General features: G+C 64.0%; 17 protein-coding genes. 9 read left to right on the forward strand and 8 right to left on the reverse strand.

Translation table 11 applies throughout. From position 1 onward, the window contains the following. Nucleotides 1-562: 562 nt before the first annotated feature. Nucleotides 563-940: a hypothetical protein gene (locus AKG11_RS08670; RefSeq protein WP_023516767.1), complete on the forward strand. Its 378-nt coding sequence runs from the start codon at nt 563-565 to the stop codon at nt 938-940. A 34-nt stretch (nt 941-974) separates the two neighbouring features. Here the strand turns inward: AKG11_RS08670 and AKG11_RS08675 are convergent, their stop codons facing one another. Further along, nucleotides 975-1,865: a LysR family transcriptional regulator gene (locus AKG11_RS08675; RefSeq protein WP_050743604.1), complete on the reverse strand. Its 891-nt coding sequence runs from the start codon at nt 1,863-1,865 to the stop codon at nt 975-977. Between the two features lie 96 nt (nt 1,866-1,961). Here AKG11_RS08675 and AKG11_RS08680 point away from each other — a divergent pair, with 96 nt between their 5' ends. From AKG11_RS08680 to AKG11_RS08695, 4 genes are all read left to right on the forward strand, one after another. Next, nucleotides 1,962-2,984 (forward strand): agmatine deiminase family protein, encoded by a 1,023-nt coding sequence (locus AKG11_RS08680; protein ID WP_050743605.1) that lies wholly within the window; start codon nt 1,962-1,964, stop codon nt 2,982-2,984. Further along, nucleotides 2,981-4,075: an agmatine deiminase family protein gene (locus AKG11_RS08685; RefSeq protein ID WP_050743606.1), complete on the forward strand. Its 1,095-nt coding sequence runs from the start codon at nt 2,981-2,983 to the stop codon at nt 4,073-4,075. The genes AKG11_RS08680 and AKG11_RS08685 overlap by 4 nt, the downstream gene beginning before the upstream one ends. An 81-nt stretch (nt 4,076-4,156) precedes the next feature. After that, nucleotides 4,157-5,242, forward strand: a complete 1,086-nt coding sequence (locus AKG11_RS08690; protein ID WP_050743607.1) for an extracellular solute-binding protein — start codon at nt 4,157-4,159, stop codon at nt 5,240-5,242. Nucleotides 5,243-5,406: 164 nt separating this feature from the next. Beyond that, the gene (locus tag AKG11_RS08695) at nt 5,407-7,407 is read left to right on the forward strand and encodes an amidase (RefSeq protein WP_082342382.1); all 2,001 of its coding nucleotides are present in this window, start codon (nt 5,407-5,409) and stop codon (nt 7,405-7,407) included. A gap of 24 nt (nt 7,408-7,431) precedes the next feature. Here AKG11_RS08695 and AKG11_RS08700 read toward each other — a convergent pair whose 3' ends face one another. Next, nucleotides 7,432-8,493: a DUF1176 domain-containing protein gene (locus AKG11_RS08700; protein ID WP_050743608.1), complete on the reverse strand. Its 1,062-nt coding sequence runs from the start codon at nt 8,491-8,493 to the stop codon at nt 7,432-7,434. 243 nt (nt 8,494-8,736) lie between these two features. Here AKG11_RS08700 and AKG11_RS08705 point away from each other — a divergent pair, with 243 nt between their 5' ends. The 4 genes from AKG11_RS08705 to AKG11_RS08720 all read left to right on the forward strand — a co-directional run bounded on the left by AKG11_RS08705 (nt 8,737) and on the right by AKG11_RS08720 (nt 14,767). Continuing rightward, complete coding sequence (locus AKG11_RS08705; protein ID WP_037408692.1) at nt 8,737-9,408, forward strand: B3/B4 domain-containing protein; 672 nt, start codon at nt 8,737-8,739, stop codon at nt 9,406-9,408. Between the two features lie 158 nt (nt 9,409-9,566). After that, nucleotides 9,567-11,339 carry a patatin-like phospholipase domain-containing protein gene (locus AKG11_RS08710; protein ID WP_050743609.1) on the forward strand — a complete coding sequence of 591 codons (1,773 nt, stop codon included), beginning with the start codon at nt 9,567-9,569 and terminating at the stop codon, nt 11,337-11,339. Nucleotides 11,340-11,357: 18 nt separating this feature from the next. Further along, entirely contained in the window at nt 11,358-13,706 is a 2,349-nt protein-coding gene (locus AKG11_RS08715; RefSeq protein WP_156334074.1) for an AAA family ATPase, read from the forward strand. Next, nucleotides 13,703-14,767 carry an HNH endonuclease family protein gene (locus tag AKG11_RS08720; protein WP_050743611.1) on the forward strand — a complete coding sequence of 355 codons (1,065 nt, stop codon included), beginning with the start codon at nt 13,703-13,705 and terminating at the stop codon, nt 14,765-14,767. The genes AKG11_RS08715 and AKG11_RS08720 overlap by 4 nt, the downstream gene beginning before the upstream one ends. A gap of 261 nt (nt 14,768-15,028) precedes the next feature. On the opposite strand, the gene AKG11_RS08725 is transcribed toward AKG11_RS08720, so the two are convergent. The 6 genes from AKG11_RS08725 to AKG11_RS08750 all read right to left on the reverse strand — a co-directional run bounded on the left by AKG11_RS08725 (nt 15,029) and on the right by AKG11_RS08750 (nt 22,374). Next, a complete protein-coding gene (locus AKG11_RS08725) occupies nt 15,029-16,090 on the reverse strand; it encodes an ABC transporter ATP-binding protein (RefSeq protein WP_050743612.1) in 1,062 nt (353 codons plus the stop codon). Beyond that, the gene (locus tag AKG11_RS08730) at nt 16,083-17,618 is read right to left on the reverse strand and encodes a sulfatase (protein WP_050743613.1); all 1,536 of its coding nucleotides are present in this window, start codon (nt 17,616-17,618) and stop codon (nt 16,083-16,085) included. The genes AKG11_RS08725 and AKG11_RS08730 overlap by 8 nt, the downstream gene beginning before the upstream one ends. A 1-nt stretch (nt 17,619) precedes the next feature. Beyond that, entirely contained in the window at nt 17,620-18,447 is an 828-nt protein-coding gene (locus AKG11_RS08735) for a carbohydrate ABC transporter permease (protein WP_050743614.1), read from the reverse strand. Then, a complete protein-coding gene (locus AKG11_RS08740) occupies nt 18,444-19,379 on the reverse strand; it encodes a carbohydrate ABC transporter permease (RefSeq protein WP_082342384.1) in 936 nt (311 codons plus the stop codon). Before AKG11_RS08740 ends, AKG11_RS08735 begins: the two co-directional genes overlap by 4 nt. 10 nt (nt 19,380-19,389) lie before the next feature. Next, nucleotides 19,390-20,745 (reverse strand): extracellular solute-binding protein, encoded by a 1,356-nt coding sequence (locus AKG11_RS08745; RefSeq protein ID WP_050743615.1) that lies wholly within the window; start codon nt 20,743-20,745, stop codon nt 19,390-19,392. A gap of 78 nt (nt 20,746-20,823) precedes the next feature. Further along, a complete protein-coding gene (locus AKG11_RS08750; protein WP_050743616.1) occupies nt 20,824-22,374 on the reverse strand; it encodes a CehA/McbA family metallohydrolase domain-containing protein in 1,551 nt (516 codons plus the stop codon). Nucleotides 22,375-22,419 lie beyond the last annotated feature (45 nt).

A 22,419-nucleotide genomic window follows, 5' to 3' on the forward strand; every position in this document is an offset into this window, starting at 1 on the left:
GGAAGTCATTGGATTCACCCAGTTGACTCCGCAATCGTGTAATCTGTTTTCTTTTTGCCGTGCGGGCGGGAAAAATTTCACGGCGGCAATCGCAGCAGAAAATTTGCAAGGGCCTTCGCGGCATTCGAATCCCGCTTGAATATCAAGCCATTCCCGGGCGCATGCCGAAGTTGCAACCGATCGGAGCCGTCGGGAGGTGTCTGATGAAGGGTGAAAATCGGTGCCGGAAAAGGCCTGCGGGTTTCATCGCAATACAAGGGTTGTCGTCGCAATACGGGAAAAGGACGTGAAAGGGCGTGAAATTTTTTCTGAAATATCCAGGCGGCAGGACAGGGTTTTTGTCAGACTGCCCATCGCCACGCCCCCAGCAAAAACAGCGTCACCACCTCGTCGCTATGGATCGGCGGATACGCCTCGGGTCGGCAAGATTTGGCTTGGCGGCCCTCCCTGTCCCGGTCTTTCCACGGTATTGTCGCCCCGCCGCTGTTGAAGTCCGACCCCGTTTCTGAGGTTTCCCGACCGGGCCGGATCGGTTAGAAGGGGCTCGAAGAAGGAGAGACGGATGGCGGACGTACCCGACATGACGAAACATCGCGGCTTCCCGTCCGGCATGCCGGGCACGGGGGTCCAGTTCACCATCAGGCGCGCCAATCCACGAGGCGTGACGCCGATCAAGGCCCTTCCTCGTCGAGCGCGGCCGGGCACGGCCGAGCACCGCATCGACGCGGCCTTCCTCCATGCCCTCTGGCATCATTTCGGTGCGGAGCCCTTCGAGCGCGGCAATCTCGATGCTGCGCGCCTCAACCTTCTCTTCGGCCGCGAAGTCCTGCCTGCCGAAAAGGACTTCGATCCGCTCTCCTATGAGGCCCTGCTCGTCATCAACGAGAAGACCGCCCGCCAGACTTTCCCGGAATCCTTCGACGACGTTTTCGAAGTCTGAGGGCCGTCGCCCGAACGTCCAGGCCAGCGAGGCCTCACCGGGGATCGACGGCGACCTGCGTCGATAACCACCGCCAGGCATCCCGTACGTCGTCGTCCGCCAGCTTCCGGGGGATGGAAAGGGCGTACCAGGAAAGGCCAGAAGAGACGGTCTCGCCAAAGGGACGCGCCAGCGCACCGGATGAGAGTGCGCCGTCAGCAAGAAGCAGGCTGGCAAGGGCGACCCCCTGGCCGAGTTCGGCTGCGGCAAGGGCAATGTCGCGATCACTGAAATTCGTGCCCTTCCAGGCGGACCCCGCATCGATGCCCACATGACCGAGCCAGTCGGGCCAACCCACAGGGCCTTCTTCGTGAATGAGCGGCGCCGACAGGAGATCGGCAGGTTTTCGAAGTTCCCGGGCAAGGGCGGGTAGAGCGGTGGGCGACAGATGGTCGTGCCCGATCAGAAGGCTTTCGCAGCCGGCCGGTGGCTCGGGCGCGTGGATGATGGCGATGTCCGCCTCCATCGTCTCGAAATCGACGGCCGCGCCGCTGCTGTCGAGCCACGGCTCGCAGGCCGGCGCGGCCGCCTTCAGCGATGGAAGACGCGGCAGGAGCCAGCGCCGCGTGAAATCCCGCGGTGCATAGATGACGACGCTGCCGGGCTTGCGGTAGGGCTCCAGGCGCCGGTAACCTTCCTCCATCATCTCCAGGCTGCGTCGCACCGTGCGGTGATAATCCCGACCCGCGTCCGTGAGGCGCACCTCCCGGCCGATACGCAGGAACAGCGGCTGGCCGATCTGGGCTTCAAGCAGGCGCATCTGGTGGCTGATGGCCGATTGCGTCAGGCCGACCTCCTCTGCGGCCCGGCTGAAGCTCTCAAGCCGCGCCGCGGCCTCGAACCCCTTCAGGAACTGCGTCGGGGGAATGTGTCGGAATTTGATCATACATGAAATCCATTCATCCTAAGCGGGAATGCTTCTCGTTTGTATCGGCACTCCATTGGGCAGATAATGAGCGCCATACATGAATAGGAGTCAATCATGGACACGACGATACGGCCGCAACCGCAGGTGAAGCTGCGCCGTCCGGGCGAATTCGAGCCCCATGCCAAGACATGGATGGCCTGGCCGCATCGGCAGGACCTCTACGGCACGCGCCTGGCGGACATGCAGCGTGCCTATGCCGACGTCGCAAAAGCCATCGCCCAGTTTGAGCCAGTCAGCATGGTGGCCCATCCTGAGCACACGAAAAGTGCGCGCACGCTCCTTGGCGACGGTATCGAGATCGTGGCGCTGCCGATCGACGACTGCTGGATCCGTGATTCCGGTCCGACCTTCCTGAAGCGGGCCGATGGCGGGCTCGCCGGGGTTTCCTGGCGGTTCAATGCCTGGGGCCGCAAACATGAACCCTTCGACGCTGACGATACACTGGCCGGCCGCGTGCTTGCCTATGAAGAGGCGGAGATGTTCCGTTCGTTCCTCCACTGCGAAGGCGGTTCGCTGGCCTGCGACGGTGACGGGACCTTGATCGTCACCGAGACGAGCCTGCTCCATCCCAACCGAAATCCGGGCCTCTCGAAGGCCTGGGTGGAGCAGGAACTCCTGCGCATGCTTGATGTCGAAAAGGTCGTCTGGCTGCCTGGTGATCCGCTCGATCTCGAAACGGACGGCCATGTGGACGGCATGTGCTGCTTCGTGCGCCCGGGTGTCGTCATGTTCGAATACAATCCCGATCCGGCCGACCTGCACGGTCGCATCCTCGCCGACAATCTGGCGGCGCTCAAAAGCCAGACGGATGCGCGCGGCCGCAGCTTCGAGGTCATCCCCATCCCGGAAGCCTATGACGTGGAGGCGACCAGCGAGGTCTTCGCGCGCTCCTACATCAACTTCGCGCTCGCCAATGGCGGCGTCGTGATGCCGACCTTCGGCCGCCCCTCGGGCGAGGAAGCCAAGGCTGCCGTTGCCAAGGCCTTCCCCGACCGGCGTATCGTGACCGTCGATGTCGGCGCCGTCGTTCCCGCCGGCGGGGCGATCCATTGCATCACGCAGGAGCAGCCGCTGTGACCGCCTGGACACGCCGCCGCTTCGTTCAGGCAGGCGCCGGCCTGGCGCTGCTGCCGGCAATGCCGAGCCGTGCCCAAGAGGAGAAGACCTGGATGCCGACCGTTCCCGCCGAAGCCGAACCGCATGCAAGAACCTGGATGGCCTGGCCGAGCACGCCGGCTTTCTACGGTGGCCCCGGCGCCTATTTCGAGAGCGTGCAGGAAACGCTCGGCCGGCTGGCCGCGGCGATTGCCGAAAACGAACCTGTCACCATGGCGGCCCCGGCGAAGCAACACGCGCTGGCCGCGCGCCTTTGCGGCCCCCGGGTCGAGTTCGTCGACATCCCGACCGACGATATGTGGGCGCGCGACAGTGCCCCGGTCTTCGTGCACACGGGCGACGGGCGTGTCGCCGCCGTCGATTTCGGCTTCAACGCGTGGGGCGGCAAGCAGGCGCACGCCAGCGACAGCAAGCTTGCCGCGAAGATCGCGGCCTTGGCCGGCGTCGAACACCACGATGCCGCACTTTGCGGCGAGGGTGGCGGCTTCGAGTATGACGGAGACGGCACGCTTCTCCTCACCGAGAGCTGCTGGGTGAACGACAATCGCAATCCCGGACTGGACCGAGCCGAGATCGAGCGGCGCCTCAAGGCCGCGCTCGGCGTCGAAACCGTGCTGTGGGTGCCTGGCGTGCGCGGGCTCGATATCACCGACGGGCATATCGACGGTTCGTTCCGCTTCGTGGAGCCCGGCCTTGTCATTGCCAGCAGCTATCCCGGCGACAGGTCGGAATGGGGGCGTGCCCACAAGGAGGCCCTCGCTATCCTCGCCAAGGCCCGCGATGCGCGCGGCCGTGCGCTTGAAATCGTCTCCATTCCCGCGGCGACCGAGGTTCGCTCTGAAAGCGAGGATTTCCTGAGCAGCTATGCGAACTACTATGTCGGCAACGGTGCGCTCTACACGCCGCAATTCGGCGACCGAAAGGCCGATACGCTGGCCAAGGATGTTCTCGGCCGGCTGCATCCGGGTCGCCGCATCGTCCAGCTCGACGTTGACCGCATCTATGAAAACGGCGGCGGCATCCACTGCGTCACGCAGCAGCAGCCCGAATAGAGCATGTCCCGCTGCAGCGGCGCGCTTCGGCGTTGGACAATGCGGTGGAAATTGAACCGACACCAGAAACGGAGAATGACCATGAAACGCTGGCTCACGCTTGCGACGGCATGCCTTTTCACGACTGCGGCACAGGCGGAAGAGAAGGTTCTCTACCTCTACTCCTGGGAATCCTACTTCAGCGCCCAGTCGATCGCCGCCTTCGAGAAGGAGACGGGCATCAAGGTGTCCTACGACCTGTTCGATTCCAACGACATTGTCGAGACCAAGATGCTGACGGGAAAGTCGGGTTACGACCTCGTTACCGTCAATCTCTCCCCGCATTTCCTGCGCCAGCTTCCCGTCGGCATATGGGCGCCGCTGGATCGCACGCGCCTAGCCAATCTCGGCAATCTCGATCCTGCTGTCCTTGCACGTGGGGCAAGCGTCGACGCGGACAACGCCCACAACGTTCCCTGGATGTGGGGCACGACCGGTGTCGGGTACAATGTGGAGAAGATCAAGGCGATCATGCCTGACGCGCCGGTCGATTCCCTGCGCATGGTCTTCGATCCCGCCGTCGTCGAGAAGTTCGCCTCGTGCGGCGTCGGCATGCTCGACGATGCCGAGCAGGTGCTGGGCCTTGCCCTCATCTATCTCGGGCTGAACCCCGACACGACCGACAAGGAGGAGCTGGAGAAAGCGGTGGAAGTGGTCGCCAAGGTCCGCCCCTATGTGCGCAAGTTCCACAGCTCCAGTTATGTCAACGATCTCGCCGACGGCGGCCTTTGCCTTGCCATCGGCTTTTCCGGCGACATGCTGATCGCCAGCAGCCGGGCAAAGGAAGCGGGCAAGCCGTTTACCGTCACCTATCGTCTTGCAAAGGAGGGTAATCTTGTCTGGGCCGATGTGCTTGCCATACCTGCCGATGCGGCCCATCCGGATGCGGCTCACGCCTTCATCGATTTCTTTCTGCGCCCGGAAATCGCTGCAGTCGCAGCCACCGAGACGGGCTTTTCCACTGCCAACAAGGCCGCGCTCGCGCTTCTCGATGAAACGCTCAGGACGAACCCCGATCTCTACCCTTCCGAAGCGGATCAGAAGCGCCTGCACCTGCCGAAGGCATTGAGCCAGAAGGCTCTAAAAACATGGTCGCAGGCCTGGGATCGGGCGAAAGGCTTGCGGTAGCCGACCTGGGCAGCGCCGTGCCGGTGGGAGATTGCCCGGACGATATGCGAGGGCTAGAAACGTCTAGCAACATCTGCCGGAGATCTGTGTCGCCGGCCTTGCGGATAAAAACAGGCGGTGGGGACACCATCAGCCGGGAACCAGACGTCAAGGGGAGGGCATCGATGAAGGTCGTCGAAGCTTCGATTGGTACATTGCGCGAAGCGCTTCAGGCGGGTGAGACAACCAGCGTCGGGCTGGTCGCGGCCTATCTCAACCGCATCGCCTGTTACGATCGGCACGGCATCAGCCTCAATGCGGTGCCGGTGCTCAATCCCGAGATGTTTACCGAGGCGCGGGCTTCGGACCTCCGGCGCGCTCGCGGCGAAAGCCTCAGTCCGCTTGACGGAATCCCATACACCGCCAAGGACAGCTACAAGGTGAAGGGGTTGAGCGTCGCATCCGGTTCGCCGGCCTTCGCCGATCTGATCGCGACGGAGGACGCTTTTGCGATCTCCCGTCTGCGGGCCGCAGGAGCCGTGCTGATCGGGCTCACCAACATGCCGCCGATGGCCAATGGCGGCATGCAGCGCGGTGTCTACGGGCGTGCGGAATCGCCCTACAATGCCGACTGGTTGACGGCCGCCTTCGGCTCGGGCTCCTCGAACGGGTCCGGCACCGCGACTGCCGCGAGCTTCGCTGCCTTCGGGCTTGGTGAGGAAACCTGGTCGAGCGGCCGCGCGCCTGCGGCCAACAACGGGCTCTGCGCCTATACGCCGAGCCGCGGTGTCATCTCCGTACGCGGCAACTGGCCGCTTGTGCCGACCATGGATGTCGTGGTGCCGCACTGCCGTTCGATGGCGGATCTGCTGGATCTCCTCGACATCATCGTCGCTGACGATCCGGACACCCGTGGTGACCTCTGGCGTCGCCAGACCTGGGTGGACATTCCGAAAGCCTCCGATGTCCGCCCTGCCTCCTATGCGGCAGTCGCCCGGACCGCGAGCCTTGCAGGCAAGCGTTTCGGTCTGCCGGCAATGTATATCAACGCCGACGCCGAGGCGGGAACCGGCGGCAAGGTCGGGATCGGCGGCGCCACCGGTCAGCGCATCGAAACCCGCGCTTCGATGATCGCGCTGTGCGCGGCCGCGCGCGCCGCCCTCGAAGCGGCCGGTGCCGAGGTCGTGGTCACCGATTTCCCGGTCGTCAGCAACTATGAGGGAGACCGGCCAGGCGCGCCGACCATTGCGACGCGCGGCCTCGTCAGCCCGGACTATCTTCATCACGAGATTGTCGACCTGTCCGCTTGGGCCTGGCATGACTTTCTGGTAGCCAATGCCGATCCAGCCCTGCGGCGGCTGGGTGATATCGACGGTGCGCGTATCTTTCCTGCACCGCAAGGCAGCTTGCCGGACCGTTACCATGGGTTCGATGACCATATCGCCGACTATCCCGCCCATATGCGTGCGCATCCCATCGCCTCCCTTGACGAGATATCGGGCCTTGCCGAGGGGTTCCGCGGACTGGAAGAGACCCGGCGCATCGATCTCGAAGTCTGGATGGACCGGCTGGGGCTCGACGCGGTGATCTTCCCGGCCGTTGCCGATATCGGCCCGGCCGATGCTGATATGAATCCCGCCTCGGCCGACCTTGCCTGGCGCAACGGCACCTGGGTCGCCAATGGCAACCTCGCGATCCGCCATCTCGGCATTCCGACGGTGACCGTACCGATGGGCATGCTGGCCGATATCGGCATGCCGGCAGGCCTGACCTTCGCCGGCCGGGCTTTCGACGATACCGCACTGCTCACCTACGCCGCGGCCTTCGAAAAGACCGGCGACTACCGTATGGCACCGCCGCGAACGCCCGAGCTTGCGGAGCTGCCGGGTCCCGGCGGTATCGGGCTGCCTGAAGCGGAGGAGCTGCGACTGACCGTTTCGATTGCACCCGACGGTCACGGGCTCCAGCGTCTGTCGATCGAGGTGCAAAGCCAGGCCCCCTTGCTCTGGCTGACGGTGAACGGCCAGTCCGTTGCCTTCCACCAGGATGGTCTGCGGGCAAGCGCCGTTCTCGACCTCAGCGAGAACGGCCATGTCCACAGCGAATGGCGCGCGCCCTATGGTCATACCGTGATCGCAGGCACACAGGGCGCGGCCGCCTACGTCATCGTCGGTGGCGCGGCCTGATCAGAGCGCGGCCTGTCGGAGCGCCTACTTTGCCGTGCTGCGATAGAGCGCAATCCAGTCGTCCGGGGCAATGCCCCGGCACTCGCCCATCATGCTGAAATGGGTTCGAACAAAGCCGTCCCCGGTCCAGGCATAGCCGCCAATGGCCCCGCAATCGCCGATGCCGCGCCCACGGGAGAAGAAATCGAGCCGTCCGGTTTTCGGGTCGAATTGCGCGTTGACCAGCATGTTCTCCATCATCTCCCCTGCGCCGGAGGGGAAGAGGGCGGGTTGTGCCGTCGCGGCATCGTCGCCCTCCACCGTCCAGAAGCCCGTGGTGACATTGTAGGCGCCGCGTGAACATGCCAAGCCGACAAGGCGGCGTGTACCATCGAGCAGCCACGCCTCGTCGAGGGCGGCAAGCGTCTCCTCGTCCTCGCACAGATCAGAATCGCGCCGCAGCATCTCCTGGCGCACCGCCTCGGCGAGCGCCTTGCCGGCATCGTCTGCAAGCACGCCATCCGGCACCTTGGCGGTGATGACCGGCAAAGCGAGAGCCGCAGGAACATGGCTGCCGCTCCCCTTGCGAATCAGGGCCGATGGGGTGTCGAGCCGACCCTGCTGCTCGTCGATCCACAGCATGGCGGCGACGGATCCGGAAAGCGAAACGTGCGCTGTCATGTCGGGAGTGCTGATCGAAAGCTGTGTTGCCTTGCGGGCCGCCGCGACAAAGGCCGACGCTTCGGCAGGCTGGAAGGTCAGTGAGATGGTGCCGCTATCGGTTCCGACCTGCGCCGCCTCGGCGGTAGCCGGAAAAGCGGTACCATCAAGTGTGAGCCGGAGGGGCACTGATACCGTTTTCCAGTCGCCGAGCACGCGGAGGACGAGCCGAACCGGCGCATCCGCCCCAGCAGCCCGATCGAGACGCAGATAGGCAATCGCATTGTCCTCGTCGTCGGGCAGAGACAGCGCCGTGCAGTGCCCGACATTGTCGCAGCCGGCCCTCCAGTCCCGAAACTCCCGTATCTCCGGCCCGCTCGCCATCGTTGCCGTCGACAGAAGGGAAAACCCTGCCGCCAGCGCGAATGGCACGAACACACCTGGCATCCCATTTCCAGTTCCGCACCGCATCGGCGTCTCCCTTTCGCGGGGGCGACGCGAGAGGGCCTTTCGCCCGCGTGCCCGATTTCAGTGTCGCGGTTTCCGGCGACAAGATCAGCACGCGCGGCGACGACCGTCTATTCGGCACAAGAAAAGGATTTAGCGGCAGACCTGCCGCAATTTCGTTCAAGACCGAAGTGGATTCGAGTTGCGATCTGCAAGGTCAGCTCAATGAAAGGAATGCCTTTGATCACCTTCGGTTACTCCGCCGCCCTCAGACAGCAGTTCGGCGACCTTTCCTCACAGGTCATGCTTTTCACCGGTGTCACGGCCGTGGCCGATGTGTCCCGGCCGCAGCAGATGTTCACCCGCATCGCACAGCAACGCCTCGCCGAAGGACCCGAAGGCGAGTTCCCCGAGATTCAGGCATGGCGGCGGACCTTCGCGAAGATGGGCCTGAAGCCGACACAATACAGGTGCGCTTCGGAAGCCCTGCTTCGCCGGCTGCGAAAGGAAGAGGGGCTTCCATCCATCCATCCCCTCGTCGATCTCTGCAACGCGGTTTCCGTCGCCTTCGCCATCCCCATTGCGCTCTTCGACACCGAGAAGGTTCAAGGGCATCTCGAAGTGCGGCATGCCGTGGGAACAGAAATCTACGAGACCTTCTCCGGTGCCATCGAGACGCCGGATGCGGGGGAGGTGATTTTTGCGGACCGTACCGGACATGCCCATGCACGCCGTTGGTCCAACCGTCAGAGCGGCCGTTCCGTCATAAGGCCGCAAACGCGGTCCGTCCTTGTCGTCGCCGAAGCCTTTCACGATACCGCCGACGATGACCTCGCACGCTTGAAGGTGGCTCTCAGGCAAGCCTTGTCCGAAGCCTGGCCTCTCGGTGATCTCGTCGAGATATCCACGGCATGAATGCCGATTTCCACCGTTCTGCCCGTTGCAGGCACGCCCCGCTTTCGGGGGAGCGGAACGAAGGCTCTGTACGATGGGCGGCAACTGGGTTAGCAATCTTGAATTGATCTCTTTCAGTCCGAGCACACCGAAGCGGGTTTGCATTGAACGGAGGCGTCATGCGCGAATGCGACCTGGTCATGAAAGGCGGGATCACGTCAGGGGTGGTCTACCCGCACGCGATCGTGGAAATCGCCCGTGCCTACCGGCTGCGCAGCATCGGCGGGACTTCGGCGGGTGCCATCGCCGCAGCGGTGGCCGCCGCCGCGGAGTACCGCCGCGAGCGCTCGGCCGGCAAGAATGATTTTACCGGCTATGACGGCATTGTCGCCATTGCCGACGAGATCGGCCGTGACATGGCCTCGCTGTTCCAGCCCGCGCCGAAGTTGAAGCCCCTGTTCGACATCCTGATGGCGGCATCGGCCGCCGGCATTGCCGGCAAACCGATGGCAGTGATGAAGGCGATGCTTGCAGCCTACCGCGGCCGGGCGTTGACCGCAGCGGTCCTTGGCCTTGCCGTGGTGGTGGTTGGCATCTGCCGTTCGGACGTATCTCTTGCTGTCCTGGGGATCGTTGCCGGGATCGTCCTGCTGGTGACCGCCATGGGTTTGGCCCTGTGGCGTGCAGTCAAGGCCGACCTGCCGGCGCACGATTTCGGGATCTGCCCCGGCCTGACCCAGAAGGGCAATGGCAAGCCCGCGCTGACCGACTGGCTTGCGGACCGCATCGACAGGGTGGCCGGCAATCTCGACCCTGACGGCATTGCTGGCGACCCGCTTACTATCGGCCAGCTTGCCGATCACGGCATCGAGGTCGCAACCATGACGACCGACCTGTCGTCGGGCCGGCCCTACCAGCTGCCGCTGAAAAGCGACCACCACTATTTCTCCCGGCGCGAATTCGAGGCGCTTTTTCCAAAGCGCGTGGTTGATTATCTGGTCCGCGGCAGGGCGCCGCTGGCTGATGTCGGCCCGCAGCTCCCAGCCGATCTCTATCCGCTTGCCAGTGGCAGGGATTTTCCGGTCCTGCTGGTCGCGCGCATGAGCCTGAGCTTCCCGGGGCTGATCAGTGCGGTGCCGCTTTACCGTTTCGACGACCTGCTTCCCGAAGGGCCGGGCCGGTCAAAGGTGCGGCGCTGCCTGTTCTCGGATGGCGGCATCTCCAGCAACTTCCCCATCCATTTCTTCGATTCCTTCCTGCCGTCGCGGCCGACATTCGGCATTACGCTTTCCCCTTGGGAGGAGGCCCGTCACGGCGACGTGCGCGTCGAGCTCCCCAGTCATCCGCGCCAGAGCACGCACCTTCCGGTTCGGACCATCACCGGTATCGGCAACGCCTTGAGCTCGATCCTCAACACTGCGAAGGACTGGCAGGACACGCTGCAGTCGCTGCTGCCCGGCTATGCAGACCGTATCGTCGAGATCCGCCTCGACGAAAGCCGGGAGGGTGGCATGAACCTTGCGATGGACGAGAGCACCATCCGCCAGCTCGGTGACTATGGCCGTCAGGCGGGACGGGCCTTGGTCGAACGCTTCGATTTTGACGAACATCGCTGGCTGCGCGCGGTCTCGCTGATGCCCAAGCTGGAAGGCGCGCTGGACGGCATGGCGACCGCCTATCGCGCCCCACCTGCCGGTGGCGGGCCGATCTACGAAACGCTGCTGACCGACCACACCCCCCGCGCCTACAGGAATACCCAGAAATGGCGCGAGGAGGTGCTGGTGCCGTTTGTCACCGCTTTGGCCGGGATCGGCGAAAAGGCAGCCGACGCCCAGGCTGCGGACGGGGCCGGCTCTGTGCGCAAGGGTGCGGTGCCGAGCGCCGACAGCAATCTGCGCCTTGTCGCCGGTGCCGACCGTGCGCCGGTGCGCAAGACGTCGTCCTCCAACTAGGCGAAGGAGGAGCGGACGGTGTTCTTCTTCGATCATGGGAGCCGGGACCGGGTATTCCCCGGCAGCCTGCAAGGGCGAGACAGCGGGCTGCACGACATGACCGCCTATTATGCGCTCGATCGGAGGGAGCGCCTGCAGACCGATGTGCCCTGGGTCTGGAAGTCTCCGCTCGGGCGCGACGTTCTCGACGCGTTGGCAGCGCTTTCCTACGGCAAGTGCCCCTTCTGTGAGCAGGCCGATCGGCGGCTGCAGCCATACCGGTTTCGCCCGCCGGCCTATGCGACCCCGATGAAGCGGCCGGAAGACAGGGAATGTTACCTGTGGCTCGCCTTTCAATGGGAAAACCTTTTCCCGATCTGCGAGGGATGCCTGCCGCAAGACAAGGCCTATTTCCCCGTCGATGGCCCGCGCGCCGCGCCTCCTCCTTCCTCCCTGGCACCCTTCGGCACGGCGGGGCTGCAGATCGACGAGACGCCGCGCCTCTACTTTCCCGGTGAAGTCACGAAACCGGCCGCCGCCTTCAACATGAAGCTTGATGGTTTTCTGCTCGGCAAGAACCGCCGTGCCGAGCCGACGATCGTCCAGTTCAATCTCAACCGTGCCGATCTCGTCCGCCGCCGCGCGGCAGCCTTGACGGGGTGGATCGGCGAGATACGCCGCGCTCCGCTCGCGTTCTTCGACCTTGCACGGTGGATGGAAGAGGACCGCTCCTACAAGGAAGTCGAATTCGGCGGAGCGCTCTACCTGCTTCTGCGCCGGATTGCGGACAAACTTTCCGGACGCTTCCAAGCATCCGGTCCGTTGTCCACCGAACGCATCGGCGCGACCCTCAGCAGCTGGTCTCGGCGGAGTGATTTTGCGGCGGCGGTTCGCGAAACCCTTCGCGAATTGCGCCGTGAAGACAAGGACATGGCACGGGGGCTGCAAGACACCAACGAACAGAAGGCAGTTTCCCAGCCGCGCCCGGCACGCTCGCAACTCCGCGCCGCAACCATCAAGAACTACAAATCGTTGGAGGCGATCTCCTTCGCCTTGCCGGACCCGCCGCATGACCCGGCCATGGGCAGCAACCCCGACGAACTGCCGCCGACCCCATGCCTGCTCATCCTTGGAGAAAACTCGACCGGCAAGAGCTCGATCCTCGAAGCGATCGTGCTTGCCGCAATCCCGGAAGACATGCGTGACGAACTCGATCTGAACGGCCGCAACATGACGCTCAATCCGGAATATATGGGCGAAACCGGAACGAGCGCCACGCGTGACTGCCGTATCGAACTGGAGTTTCGCGACGGCGGCGGCACGAGCCTGACGATCGGTGCGAAGGATGGCCGCATGCTTACCCGATCGAAGCTGAAGAGCCTGCGGCCGCCGATCTTCGCCTATGGCGCACACCGGCTTTTCGGCAGGGCACGGCAGAAAAGCCATGCCCGCCGGATCGAGACGCTGTTCCGAAACGACCGCCAGATCTCCAACCCCGAGCCATGGCTTGCCGGATTGGCAAAGCGGCGGCCGGAGGCACTCGGCGAGGTGGTCAGTGCGCTGCGCCATATCATCCGCATCGACGGTGATTTCCGTGACATCGAGGTGAAGCCGGGCAAGGAAAGCGAAGCCGGCCGTTGCATCATCAATGTGCGCAAGAAGAAGCAGGATGGCAGCGACTATATCGTGCCGCAGCGGCTCGACATCGTCTCGTCCGGTTATCGGGCCGTTCTGGCGCTGGTCTGCGACGTGCTCGAAGGGCTGATGGATGCCGCGCCACATCTTTCCCCGCGTGACGCGCGCCATGGCGAGGCGATCGTGCTTGTCGACGAGATCGAAGCGCATCTACATCCGCGCTGGAAATTGCAGATCGTTGCGGGCCTGCGCAAGGCGCTGCCGCGCGTTACCTTCATCTTCACGTCGCATGATCCGCTCTGTGTCAGGGGCATGCGCGACGGTGAGGTGATGATGCTGCACCGTTACCAGAACACCGGTGACGGCCCGAGTTCGATGCCCGAAGTGGTCGAGCGCGTTGCCGATTTCGATCATATCGAAACGATGACCGTCGAGCAGCTTCTGACCTCGGACATGTTCCAGCTCTTCTCGGCCGACGACCGGCGGACCGATCATACCTTTGCCGCGGTGGCCGACCTTCTGGCCCGCGACAGGAGTATCCTCGACGAAAGGGAGCGGGCCGTTCTGGCCGATTTCAACGCCGCCATCGCCGACGGATTGCCCTATGGCCGCACCGAGGTGACGCGCGTCGTTCAAGAGGCGGTCGCCGAGTACCTTGCGATGCGGCGCACCGCCGCCAGCACGCGCGTCAGTGCGGCCCGCGAGGCTGCGAAGACGGAAGTCAAAAAATTCCTTCAAGGATTGCTGGAATGAGGCGCGCCAACCGCTCGCTGGCAACGGAACCGGCGATCCTGCGCAAGCCGCGCCCGTCGGACGGCAAGTCCGAACTTCAGCTCGTTACGGAGCATATGGAAAGGATCGCGGCCGGGGAGAAACTGGAGGCGTTCGATTTCGCCCGATACAAGGAAGCGTCTGTCAAGACCGCCCTCGAGACGCTGTTCCATGGCAAATGTGCCTACTGCGAGAGCGTTTATGCCGGCCTCCAGCCGGTGGATGTCGAACACTACCGGCCCAAAGGCGAAGTCGAGGGCGCTCCCGGCCATCCCGGCTACTGGTGGCTGGCGATGGAGTGGAGCAACCTCCTGCCGAGCTGCATCGACTGCAACCGGCGCCGCAGTCAGAAGACGCCGAAGCCGGGCGAGGACCGGCTGGTCGCCTTGCGTGCCAACGGTGATTTCGACCGCTCCCGCAGCATCCTGACCGGAAAGCAGAGCGCGTTCCCGCTCGAGGAGGGGAGTGTGCACGTGGCCCGCCCCGGCGACGACATCGAGGCCGAGAAGCGTCTCTTGCTCGACCCAACGCGTGACGACCCTGACCTGCACCTCGCCTTCCACGTTGATCGCGCGCACCTGATCAGCCTCATCCATCCAAAACCCCTCGATCCCGGCGGAGCCGCAGGTCTCCCCGATGCCCTGGCTGATCCTGCCGCGATCGCGAGCGCAGCCGTCGCGTCAAGGAGCAGTGCTGCGGGCGCGGTGTCGATCCAGATCTACGGGCTGAACCGGCTTGGCTTGGTGCAGGCGCGCACGCGCGTGCTGCGCGACCTCGAGTTCCTTCTGGCAATGAGCCTGAATCTCCATGAGATCGCTGCGGACCTGGCCGAAAGGGTAGCAGCCCGGTCGACCGAACTTGCTACCCTGCATGGCGCAGCAAGAGAGCGCCTTTCCGAAGATATCGCCATGGATGAGCGAATTGCAGGCAAGATCGGCCGCTACGCGGAGGAGGCGCAGGCACGTATCCGCGAGATGGCCCAGCCGCAGGCCCCTTATTCAAGCCTGGTCCGCGCCTGGATAAGGGCCTACCTGGCGGAATAGGAAAGCCAAGGTCTGCCGGTTCTCTTTTCGGAAGAGAAACAACAGAAGCTATGCGGTGCTGTGACCCAAGGCTTTCAGAGGCCAGGACAAGGCAATCCGACGGTTGGAGTGGGTCCGTTGCCGACGCTTCGGTGAACAGGAGCGAGGCACCGTTTCGAATACAAATCCTGAACCCAGGCATTTGCGCAAACGGCAACACCTCCCCGGGATCGGGGAGGTGTACGCCTCCGGACGTCATTGCGGCAGCCGTGTGCGGGATGCTCACGTTGCCGAAGTGGCGCCTAATCGATGACCGCCTTGCGGGTCGAAGAGATGCAAGTGCGCGCTGTCGGGTAGGATGTGCACGGTTTCGCCGGGCCGGATATGCAGGCGGTCGCGGCCGAGATAGGTGAGCTTCTGCCCGGCCATGTCGAGTAGGAGCAGGGTTTCCGAACCGGTCTGCTCGACCACCACGACGGTTGCCGCCGTGCCCGCGGGATCGAGCGTCAGGTGCTCGGGTCGGATGCCGAGTACGGCCCGGGCGGTGTCTACAGCGGTGCCGGTTGGAGCCGACAGGCCGCAGCCGGCGACGAAATGCCCCCTTTCGATGCGCCCCTCGACGAAATTCATCGCCGGTGAGCCGATGAAGCCGGCGACGAACATGTTGGCGGGGCTGTCGTAGAGCTCGAGCGGCGATCCCACCTGCTCGACGATGCCCGCCCGCATGACGACGATCTTGTCTGCCATGGTCATCGCCTCGACCTGGTCATGGGTGACATAGACCGTCGTGGTGCCGAGGCGCTGGTGCAGCGCCTTGATTTCCGCACGCATCTGCACGCGCAGCTTGGCGTCGAGATTAGACAGGGGCTCGTCGAACAGGAAGACGCGCGGATCGCGCACGATGGCGCGGCCCATTGCGACACGCTGGCGCTGCCCGCCGGAGAGCTGGCGCGGCAGGCGGTCGAGCAGGGCCGAGAGGTCGAGGATCTCGGCGGCCGCCGCCACACGCCTCTCGATCTCCTCCTTCGGCTTGCCGGCAAGTTTCAGCGAGAAGCCCATGTTCTTCGCGACGGTCATGTGCGGATAGAGCGCGTAGTTCTGGAACACCATGGCGACGTCGCGCTGTTTCGGCGGGATGTCGTTGACGACACGCGCACCGATGCGGATCTCGCCGCCGGAAATGCCCTCCAGCCCGGCGATCATGCGCAAGAGGGTGGACTTCCCGCAGCCGGACGGGCCGACCAGCGCGACGAATTCACCGTCCCTGACCTCGACGTCGACACCGCGCAGGACTTCTACGGCACCATAGGATTTGCGGGCATCCCGGATCTGGACTTCAGCCACGGTCGCCTCCCGAGACGGTGTTGAATGCGAGGCGGGAAAAGGCTTCGGGTGGCGCCCCGTTTGCCTGCATCAGGCGGGTCATTAGCTCGGTGAGGCGCTTTTCTTCGTCGGGATCGGCGAGCGGCTTTTCTTGCCCCGGGTCGCTCGTAAGGTCGTAGAGGCGCGTTTCGGATTCGAGCAGCGCCCCGGGGCCGTAATTGTTGTACATCGGCGAGCGCTCGATCACCGGCACCTTCAGCAGCGTCGCGCCCTTGGTGAAATCGAGCGGCGGCGAGAGTTCGACATTGGCTAGCTCGTCCGGTGAGAACGGCGAGAAGATATGTGTCGGCATCAGCGTGTACTGGTAGAGCTCCTGCTGCGACAGGTCCTCCGGGAAGCGGTGATAGGTGTAGCGGCCGTCGGCGACATTCACCGCACCGCCGAAATAGCCGAACAGGGCGCCCTGGCGCGGCGATGTGCCGTCGGCCATTGCGCACAGGGAGAAGCCTTCGTTCTCGGCCGGTGGCGTGGCGCCGAAAAGGTCGAGGAAAGTGGCTGCCAGGTCGATCGACTGGCTGAGCGCCTCCGTGCGGCTTCCGGCGCGCTCGGCATGGCGGGGGTCGTGCAGGAAGAGCGGGATATGCGCCACTTCCTCATAGAGGTTCATGCGGTTCTTCGCCCAGAAATCGTGCTCGCCGAGCAGGAAGCCATGGTCGGTGGTGACGACGAGGGCGGTGTCCTTCCACAGGTCGTGACGGTCGAAGTAGTCGAGCAGTTCGCCAAGCAGGTGATCGCACATGGCCACCACCGCATAGTAGTTGGCGCGCAGCTCCTCGCATTCCTCGGGCAGCTCGTCGACACGGCCGTAGCGCGGCCAATCGCGGAGCGGGCCTTCCCAGCCGGTGTCGAACTGCGCCTTGAAGCGCTCCGGTGCCGTGAAGGGCTCGTGCGGATCGAAGGTCTCGATCTGCAGCATCCAGTTGTCTGCATCCCGGTTGCGGTCGAGGAAGTCGAAACCCTCGGCAAAGCAGCGCACGGACGGGAAGTCCTTCTCTTCCTTGATGAACTCGCGGTTGATGATGTTCTGGCCGAAATAGGAGCGCCGCTGGTCGCTGAACTGGCGGGCATGGTATTTCTCGCGCAGGCGCTCCCAGTGCGGCTGCACCATCGCCTTCCAGCGATCGCCTTCCTGGCCGCGCACGAATTCATAGGAATCGTAGCGGTTGTGATAGGTCGCGCCGCCATCCTCCCAATAGTGGAAGTGGTCGGTCACCAGATGGCTGTAGGTACCGCATTCCCGATGCAGGATTTCGGGAAAGGCATTGTCGAAGGGCTCCAGCGGTCCCCAGCTCCGGTGCAGGAAGGTGAGGCGGCCGGTCAGCATGTCGCGCCTTGCCGGCATGCAGGGCAGGCTGCCGACATAGTGCTTGTCGTAGGTCACGCTGCGGGCGGCGAGCCGATCGAAATTCGGCGTGGGGATACGTGTTCCGCCATAGGGTCCCAGCAGGTGCCGGTTGAGGGAATCGAACAGGACAAAAACCGCCTTCATACTATTTCACCGCTCCTTGCGTGAGGCCCTTGACGATGTAGCGCTGCGCAACGAGCAGCACGAGAATGGCCGGAACCATTGCCAGCGCGGCGCTGGCCGCCATCTGGGTGTATTGAATCTCGAAATCCTGGGCGAACTTGGCGATGGCGACTGGTACGGTGGCCGTCTGTTTCATCGTTAGCGTCAGGGCGACGGCGAATTCGTTCCAGGAGAAGATGAAGGTGAGGATCGACGTGGCCGCGAGGCCCGGCGTGATCAGCGGCAGGATGACATGCCACAGGATATGCGGCGTATCGGCTCCATCCATGATCGCGGCTTCCTCCAGCTCCTTCGGCACGTCGCGCACGAAGACAGCCATCAGCCAGATCGCCATCGGCAGGTTGAGCGTCGCATGGGCGAGGATCAGGCCGGTGAAGGTGTTTTCCAGCCCCACCGCTCGCGCCATGGAGAACCAGGCGCTTGCCAGCGCCACCGGCGGGATCATGTGGAAGATCATCGTCCAGGCGAGGAAGAGATGCACAGTCCAGGTCGGCCAGCGCATCCGGTTCAGCGAGAAGGCGGCAAGCGTGGCGACGACAACGCAAAGGACGGTGCTGACGACCCCGACGATGATCGAGTTGCGATAGTTGAGCAGGAAGTCGGAGGTCTTCGACCAGAGCACCTCGGCAAAGTTGCTGCCGATCGGTGTGAAGAGCACGTCCCCCATCAGAAGCGAGATCTGCGTGCGGAAACCGGCGGCGACGGTCCAGAAGATCGGCACGAGGACGAGGGCGGCGGTGACCGCCAGCACGATATGGACGGGAAGGGTGGAGTTGGTGCGCCGGCTCATGAGGCGGCTCCCGTGCGGCGGCGTGCCGAAAGGGCGACGACGAGAAGCAACGAGACGAGGAAGATGACGGCGACCGACATCGCCGAGCCGTAGCCCGCCTTGTCCTCGGTGAAGAAGCGCTGGTAGAGCGTGAAGCTGATCACCTCCGTCGAGGTGCCGGGGCCGCCGCTGGTGAGCAGGTAGACCTCGTCGAAGACCTTGAAGGCGAGCACGAGGCGGAAGGCGAAGGTGACGATGATCGTCGGGATCATCAATGGCAGCGTGACGTAGATCAGCTCCTGCCAGGCGCCTGCACCGTCCATCTTGGCGGCTTCGAAGACATCCTGCGGCAGGGATTCGAGCCCTGCGAGAAACAGGAGGAAGCAGAACGGCGTCCAGTGCCAGATATCGACGGCGATGACCGAGAGCAGCGCAGTCTCGGGACTGCCCAGCCAGTCGTGCGGCAAGATGCCAAGGAGGCCGAAGGCCTTGTTGACGAGGCCGAAATCGAAATTGAGCATCAGCTTCCAGATGGCGCCGATGACGATGCCGGGGATGAGGATCGGCAGGATGAAGATCGCCCTGTAGAGCACGCGGCCGCGCACGATCTTGGTGCAGAGCAGAGCCATGGCGAAGCCGAGGATCATCTGGCCAGCGACGGCGCCGAAGGCGAAGATCAGCGTATTGGAAATGCCGGCGCCGAAAAGGCTGTCGGAGAACAGCGCCTGGTAATGGGTAAGGCCCACCCAGCTGCGCACCTGCTGCCCGTCCACCCAGGTGATGTTCTGGAAGCTGGTGAGGAACAGGTTCGCGATGGGAAGGACACTGAGGGCGAGCATCATGGCGAGGGCAGGCCCGAAGGTCAGCCAGCGCCAGAGACGCTGGCCGCGGTCTTCGGAGACCTTTGCCGGCCGCCGCGGGGACGATGGTATCTGTGCTTGCGCGGCGGCCATGGTCCGGTCCTTACTTCAGCGGATCGAGCTTGCCGGTCTTGTAGGAATGGCCGGCCATGATCTTCTCGATCTCGTCAGACATGCCGTTCAGGGCGTCGATGGTCATGATTTCGCCGGCGACGGCCCGGTTGAGCCCGAGCTCCAGCACCGAGATGACCTCGCTTGCCTCCGGGAACTGGTAGATGTTGACTGCATGCGGCAGGGCTTCGGCGAGCGGCTTCATCCAGCGATAGCGGCGCTCGTCGGCGATCGGTTCCTTGTAAACCGCCGCATTGACGGGAATGCCGCCGGCCTTGGCCGTCTCGAGCTGCGCGGCCTTTGTCTGGAACCAGCGCAGGAACTCCACGGCAGCGCGCTTGCGGTCGTCGGGCACGTTCCTGGAAATGCCGGCCAGCCAGTGGCCGAGGCCCGGCGAGGTGGGGATGCCTTCCACGGAAGGCGTCGGCGCCCACTCGACCTTGTCGACGATGGCCGACTTGTTCGGGTCGTCCATCTGAGACCAGGCGGCGATGACCATCATGATATGGGCGGAATGGCCGGTGACCATGGCCTGGATGACCTCGGCCTGGTCGGCGGCCGCCGTCTTCGGATGACCGGCCTCCTTGGCGAGTCGCACATAGTAGTCGAGTGCTTCGCGGCCGTGATCGGAGTTCAGCGTGACGGAGTAGTCGCCCGCCGACTGGTCCTTGAAGATGCCGCCGCCGAAACCGTAGAGATAGGGGTAGAAGTCGTAGGCGACGGTATGTGGCCCGCGCGCGCCGCGCTGCACGATGCCGTACATGCCCGGCGGGTTGTGGAACTTCTTCGCGTTGGCTTCGAGTTCCGCAAAGGTCTTCGGCGCCGAAAGGCCGGCCTCCTGGTAGAGGTCGCCGCGATAGTAGAGCATCGGGATCAACGGCGAGACTGGCATCGACATCAGCTTGCCGGCCTTGGTCATCGTCTTGTTGGCGGCGTCGTAATAGATCGTGTCGCCGAGCGTATAAACGTCAGGGTCGAGCTTGAAGCCGGGGTCGATATCGGTGATGGCCTCCACGAAGCCGCCGGCATACATTTCGGCGAACCAGCCGGAATTCATGATCAGGATATCGTACTGGCCCTCGCTCGCGCGCACGGAGTTGCGCTGCTTTTCAAGCGAGCCAGCGAAAGGGTTGACGTCAAGTTCCACCTTGTTGCCGGTCTCGGCCTCATAGGCCTCCACCGTCTTGCGGAAGCTTTCGAACCAGGGCGACTGGTTGATCACGATGGTGATCGGCGCGACGCTGGCGGCGTAGAGCGGCCGGAATGCGCTCGGGACAAGGCTGGCGCCTGCGGCCAGCCCCATGCCCTTGAGGACGTTGCGTCTTGGAATGCGGGTCGTAGAGGTCATCGATGAGTCTCCCATTGCCTCATGAATGTTCACTGCTTGCTTTCAACGTCGCGGAAAACGGAGGGCTTCTCCGCCTTCCTATTCGCAAAAGATCGGACTTGCCCAGTTCCACTGGCCATTGGCCTGGCGCATGCGGGCGTAGATCCAGTCGCCCGTGCGCAAGGGGTCGATGGCGAGCTTTCCGCGCCACTGCCATTGATGCGGGCGCGGCAGCGGATGCAGGCGGAAGGCGGGGCTGTCGATCGGGCCGAGATTGCCCGAAAGCGCGCCCTGGAGCAGACGCTCGGCGCTTACCTCGAAATTCTGGCCGTCGAGCACCAGTCGGACCTTCGCATCCGGTGTGATGCGGATGCGCGCCGCGATCGCCTGCATCGAGGCTGTGGTGTTGTTGGGGTTGGCGATCGAGCGGATCGCAAAGTCGATGCGGTTGCCGGAAAGGCGGATATCGTTTTCGTCCTTCGCGTCGCCGTCGCCCTCGAGCGGCGAGACCACTTCGGAACCGCGCAGGCGCGGCTCGACGGAGAGGATGTCGCCGCCGGCAAGTTCCAAAGAACCTTGCCAGTCGTGGAATTTTCCGCGCGCGCCCCAGCCGAGTTCCAGCACGAGCAGGGTTTCCATGCCGCTCCCGGCATTGTCGATCGGGTTTTGCTGCAGGTCCGGGGTCACCCGGCCGATGACATCGCCGTTGCGGATGAGGTCGATATAGTCGATGGCGCCGCCTGCGACCGCTTCGAGTTCAAGCGCAGCTTGGCCGCCGGCCGCAACGCTGCCGCCCTGCATGGTGTCGCCGATCGCAAAGAAGAGGTGGCTCGCATCGCCGGTAAGGGCATTGGTGCGGCGCCGGTGGATGCCGTTCCAGAGGGCCGTGCGGGAATTCTCCGGTGCATAGACGGCCGAGCGGCCATGGCCGTAGGAGCCGGGATAGCCGCTGTGATGGTCGGTATTGCCGAGAAAGCCGAAGCGTATGCCACGGTTGAGGCCATGGCGGGCGGTGGACTGGCCGTCGCTCGGGCCCATGGAGTGCAGGAACGGCCGGTCCATTACCGATGTCTCGGAACAGCCGTGCATGGAGATGATCTCCATGACCGGGGACAGGTCTTCGACGACCGTGTCCCAGTTCACGCCGCGCGCGCCAAGGCGGTAGCCGATATGGTGCGGAAAGGCGAAAACGCCGTCGCCATAGGTGGCGCGCAGCTTGGCATGCAGCTCGGCCGGCGTATCGGCCTTGATGACCTCCTGGCGGGCGATGTCGCGATAGACGATCGTGTAGTCGCCATGGGCGAAGGAATGGATTTCGTAACCCGGAAAGACGGTGAAGGCGCCGGGTTCGTCGGCTGCCGCCAGTGTATCGAAATGGGCATCCCACAGCTTTTCGAGCTTGGCGAAACCCTTGACGTGGAAATCGACGATATGGGCGACACGCGGGTCGTCGACCGGCATGTCGGGCCAGTAGGCGTGCCCCGTGACGGAGACGAAGTCCAGCTGGCGGCGGGCGCGGCGCAAAGCCTGCTCGAGGCTGCCGTGGCCATAGGAAATGTCGCAGTGATTGTGGATGTCGCCATAGAACGGCCGGACGCCAAAGCGCGAGGCAAGTGGCTGTAGCCGTTCCGGCAGACGCTCACCCAACATATCGCACCCCTCCCCATTGCGAATGGCCAGGAAGCGTCGTGCTCC

It is taken from the genome of Shinella sp. SUS2 (assembly GCF_001262505.1).
GTDB lineage: Bacteria > Pseudomonadota > Alphaproteobacteria > Rhizobiales > Rhizobiaceae > Shinella.

What these genes read in the sequence shown, in the direction of transcription:
- AKG11_RS08675 (WP_050743604.1), bottom strand. Translation starts at nt 1,865, where the DNA reads ATGATCAAATTCCGACACATTCCCCCGACGCAGTTCCTGAAGGGGTTC.
- AKG11_RS08740 (WP_082342384.1), bottom strand. Translation starts at nt 19,379, where the DNA reads ATGGCCGCCGCGCAAGCACAGATACCATCGTCCCCGCGGCGGCCGGCA.
- AKG11_RS08750 (WP_050743616.1), bottom strand. Translation starts at nt 22,374, where the DNA reads ATGTTGGGTGAGCGTCTGCCGGAACGGCTACAGCCACTTGCCTCGCGC.
- AKG11_RS08680 (WP_050743605.1), top strand. Translation starts at nt 1,962, where the DNA reads ATGGACACGACGATACGGCCGCAACCGCAGGTGAAGCTGCGCCGTCCG.
- AKG11_RS08735 (WP_050743614.1), bottom strand. Translation starts at nt 18,447, where the DNA reads ATGAGCCGGCGCACCAACTCCACCCTTCCCGTCCATATCGTGCTGGCG.
- AKG11_RS08695 (WP_082342382.1), top strand. Translation starts at nt 5,407, where the DNA reads ATGAAGGTCGTCGAAGCTTCGATTGGTACATTGCGCGAAGCGCTTCAG.
- AKG11_RS08730 (WP_050743613.1), bottom strand. Translation starts at nt 17,618, where the DNA reads ATGAAGGCGGTTTTTGTCCTGTTCGATTCCCTCAACCGGCACCTGCTG.
- AKG11_RS08745 (WP_050743615.1), bottom strand. Translation starts at nt 20,745, where the DNA reads ATGACCTCTACGACCCGCATTCCAAGACGCAACGTCCTCAAGGGCATG.
- AKG11_RS08690 (WP_050743607.1), top strand. Translation starts at nt 4,157, where the DNA reads ATGAAACGCTGGCTCACGCTTGCGACGGCATGCCTTTTCACGACTGCG.
- AKG11_RS08670 (WP_023516767.1), top strand. Translation starts at nt 563, where the DNA reads ATGGCGGACGTACCCGACATGACGAAACATCGCGGCTTCCCGTCCGGC.
- AKG11_RS08700 (WP_050743608.1), bottom strand. Translation starts at nt 8,493, where the DNA reads ATGCCAGGTGTGTTCGTGCCATTCGCGCTGGCGGCAGGGTTTTCCCTT.
- AKG11_RS08710 (WP_050743609.1), top strand. Translation starts at nt 9,567, where the DNA reads ATGCGCGAATGCGACCTGGTCATGAAAGGCGGGATCACGTCAGGGGTG.
- AKG11_RS08720 (WP_050743611.1), top strand. Translation starts at nt 13,703, where the DNA reads ATGAGGCGCGCCAACCGCTCGCTGGCAACGGAACCGGCGATCCTGCGC.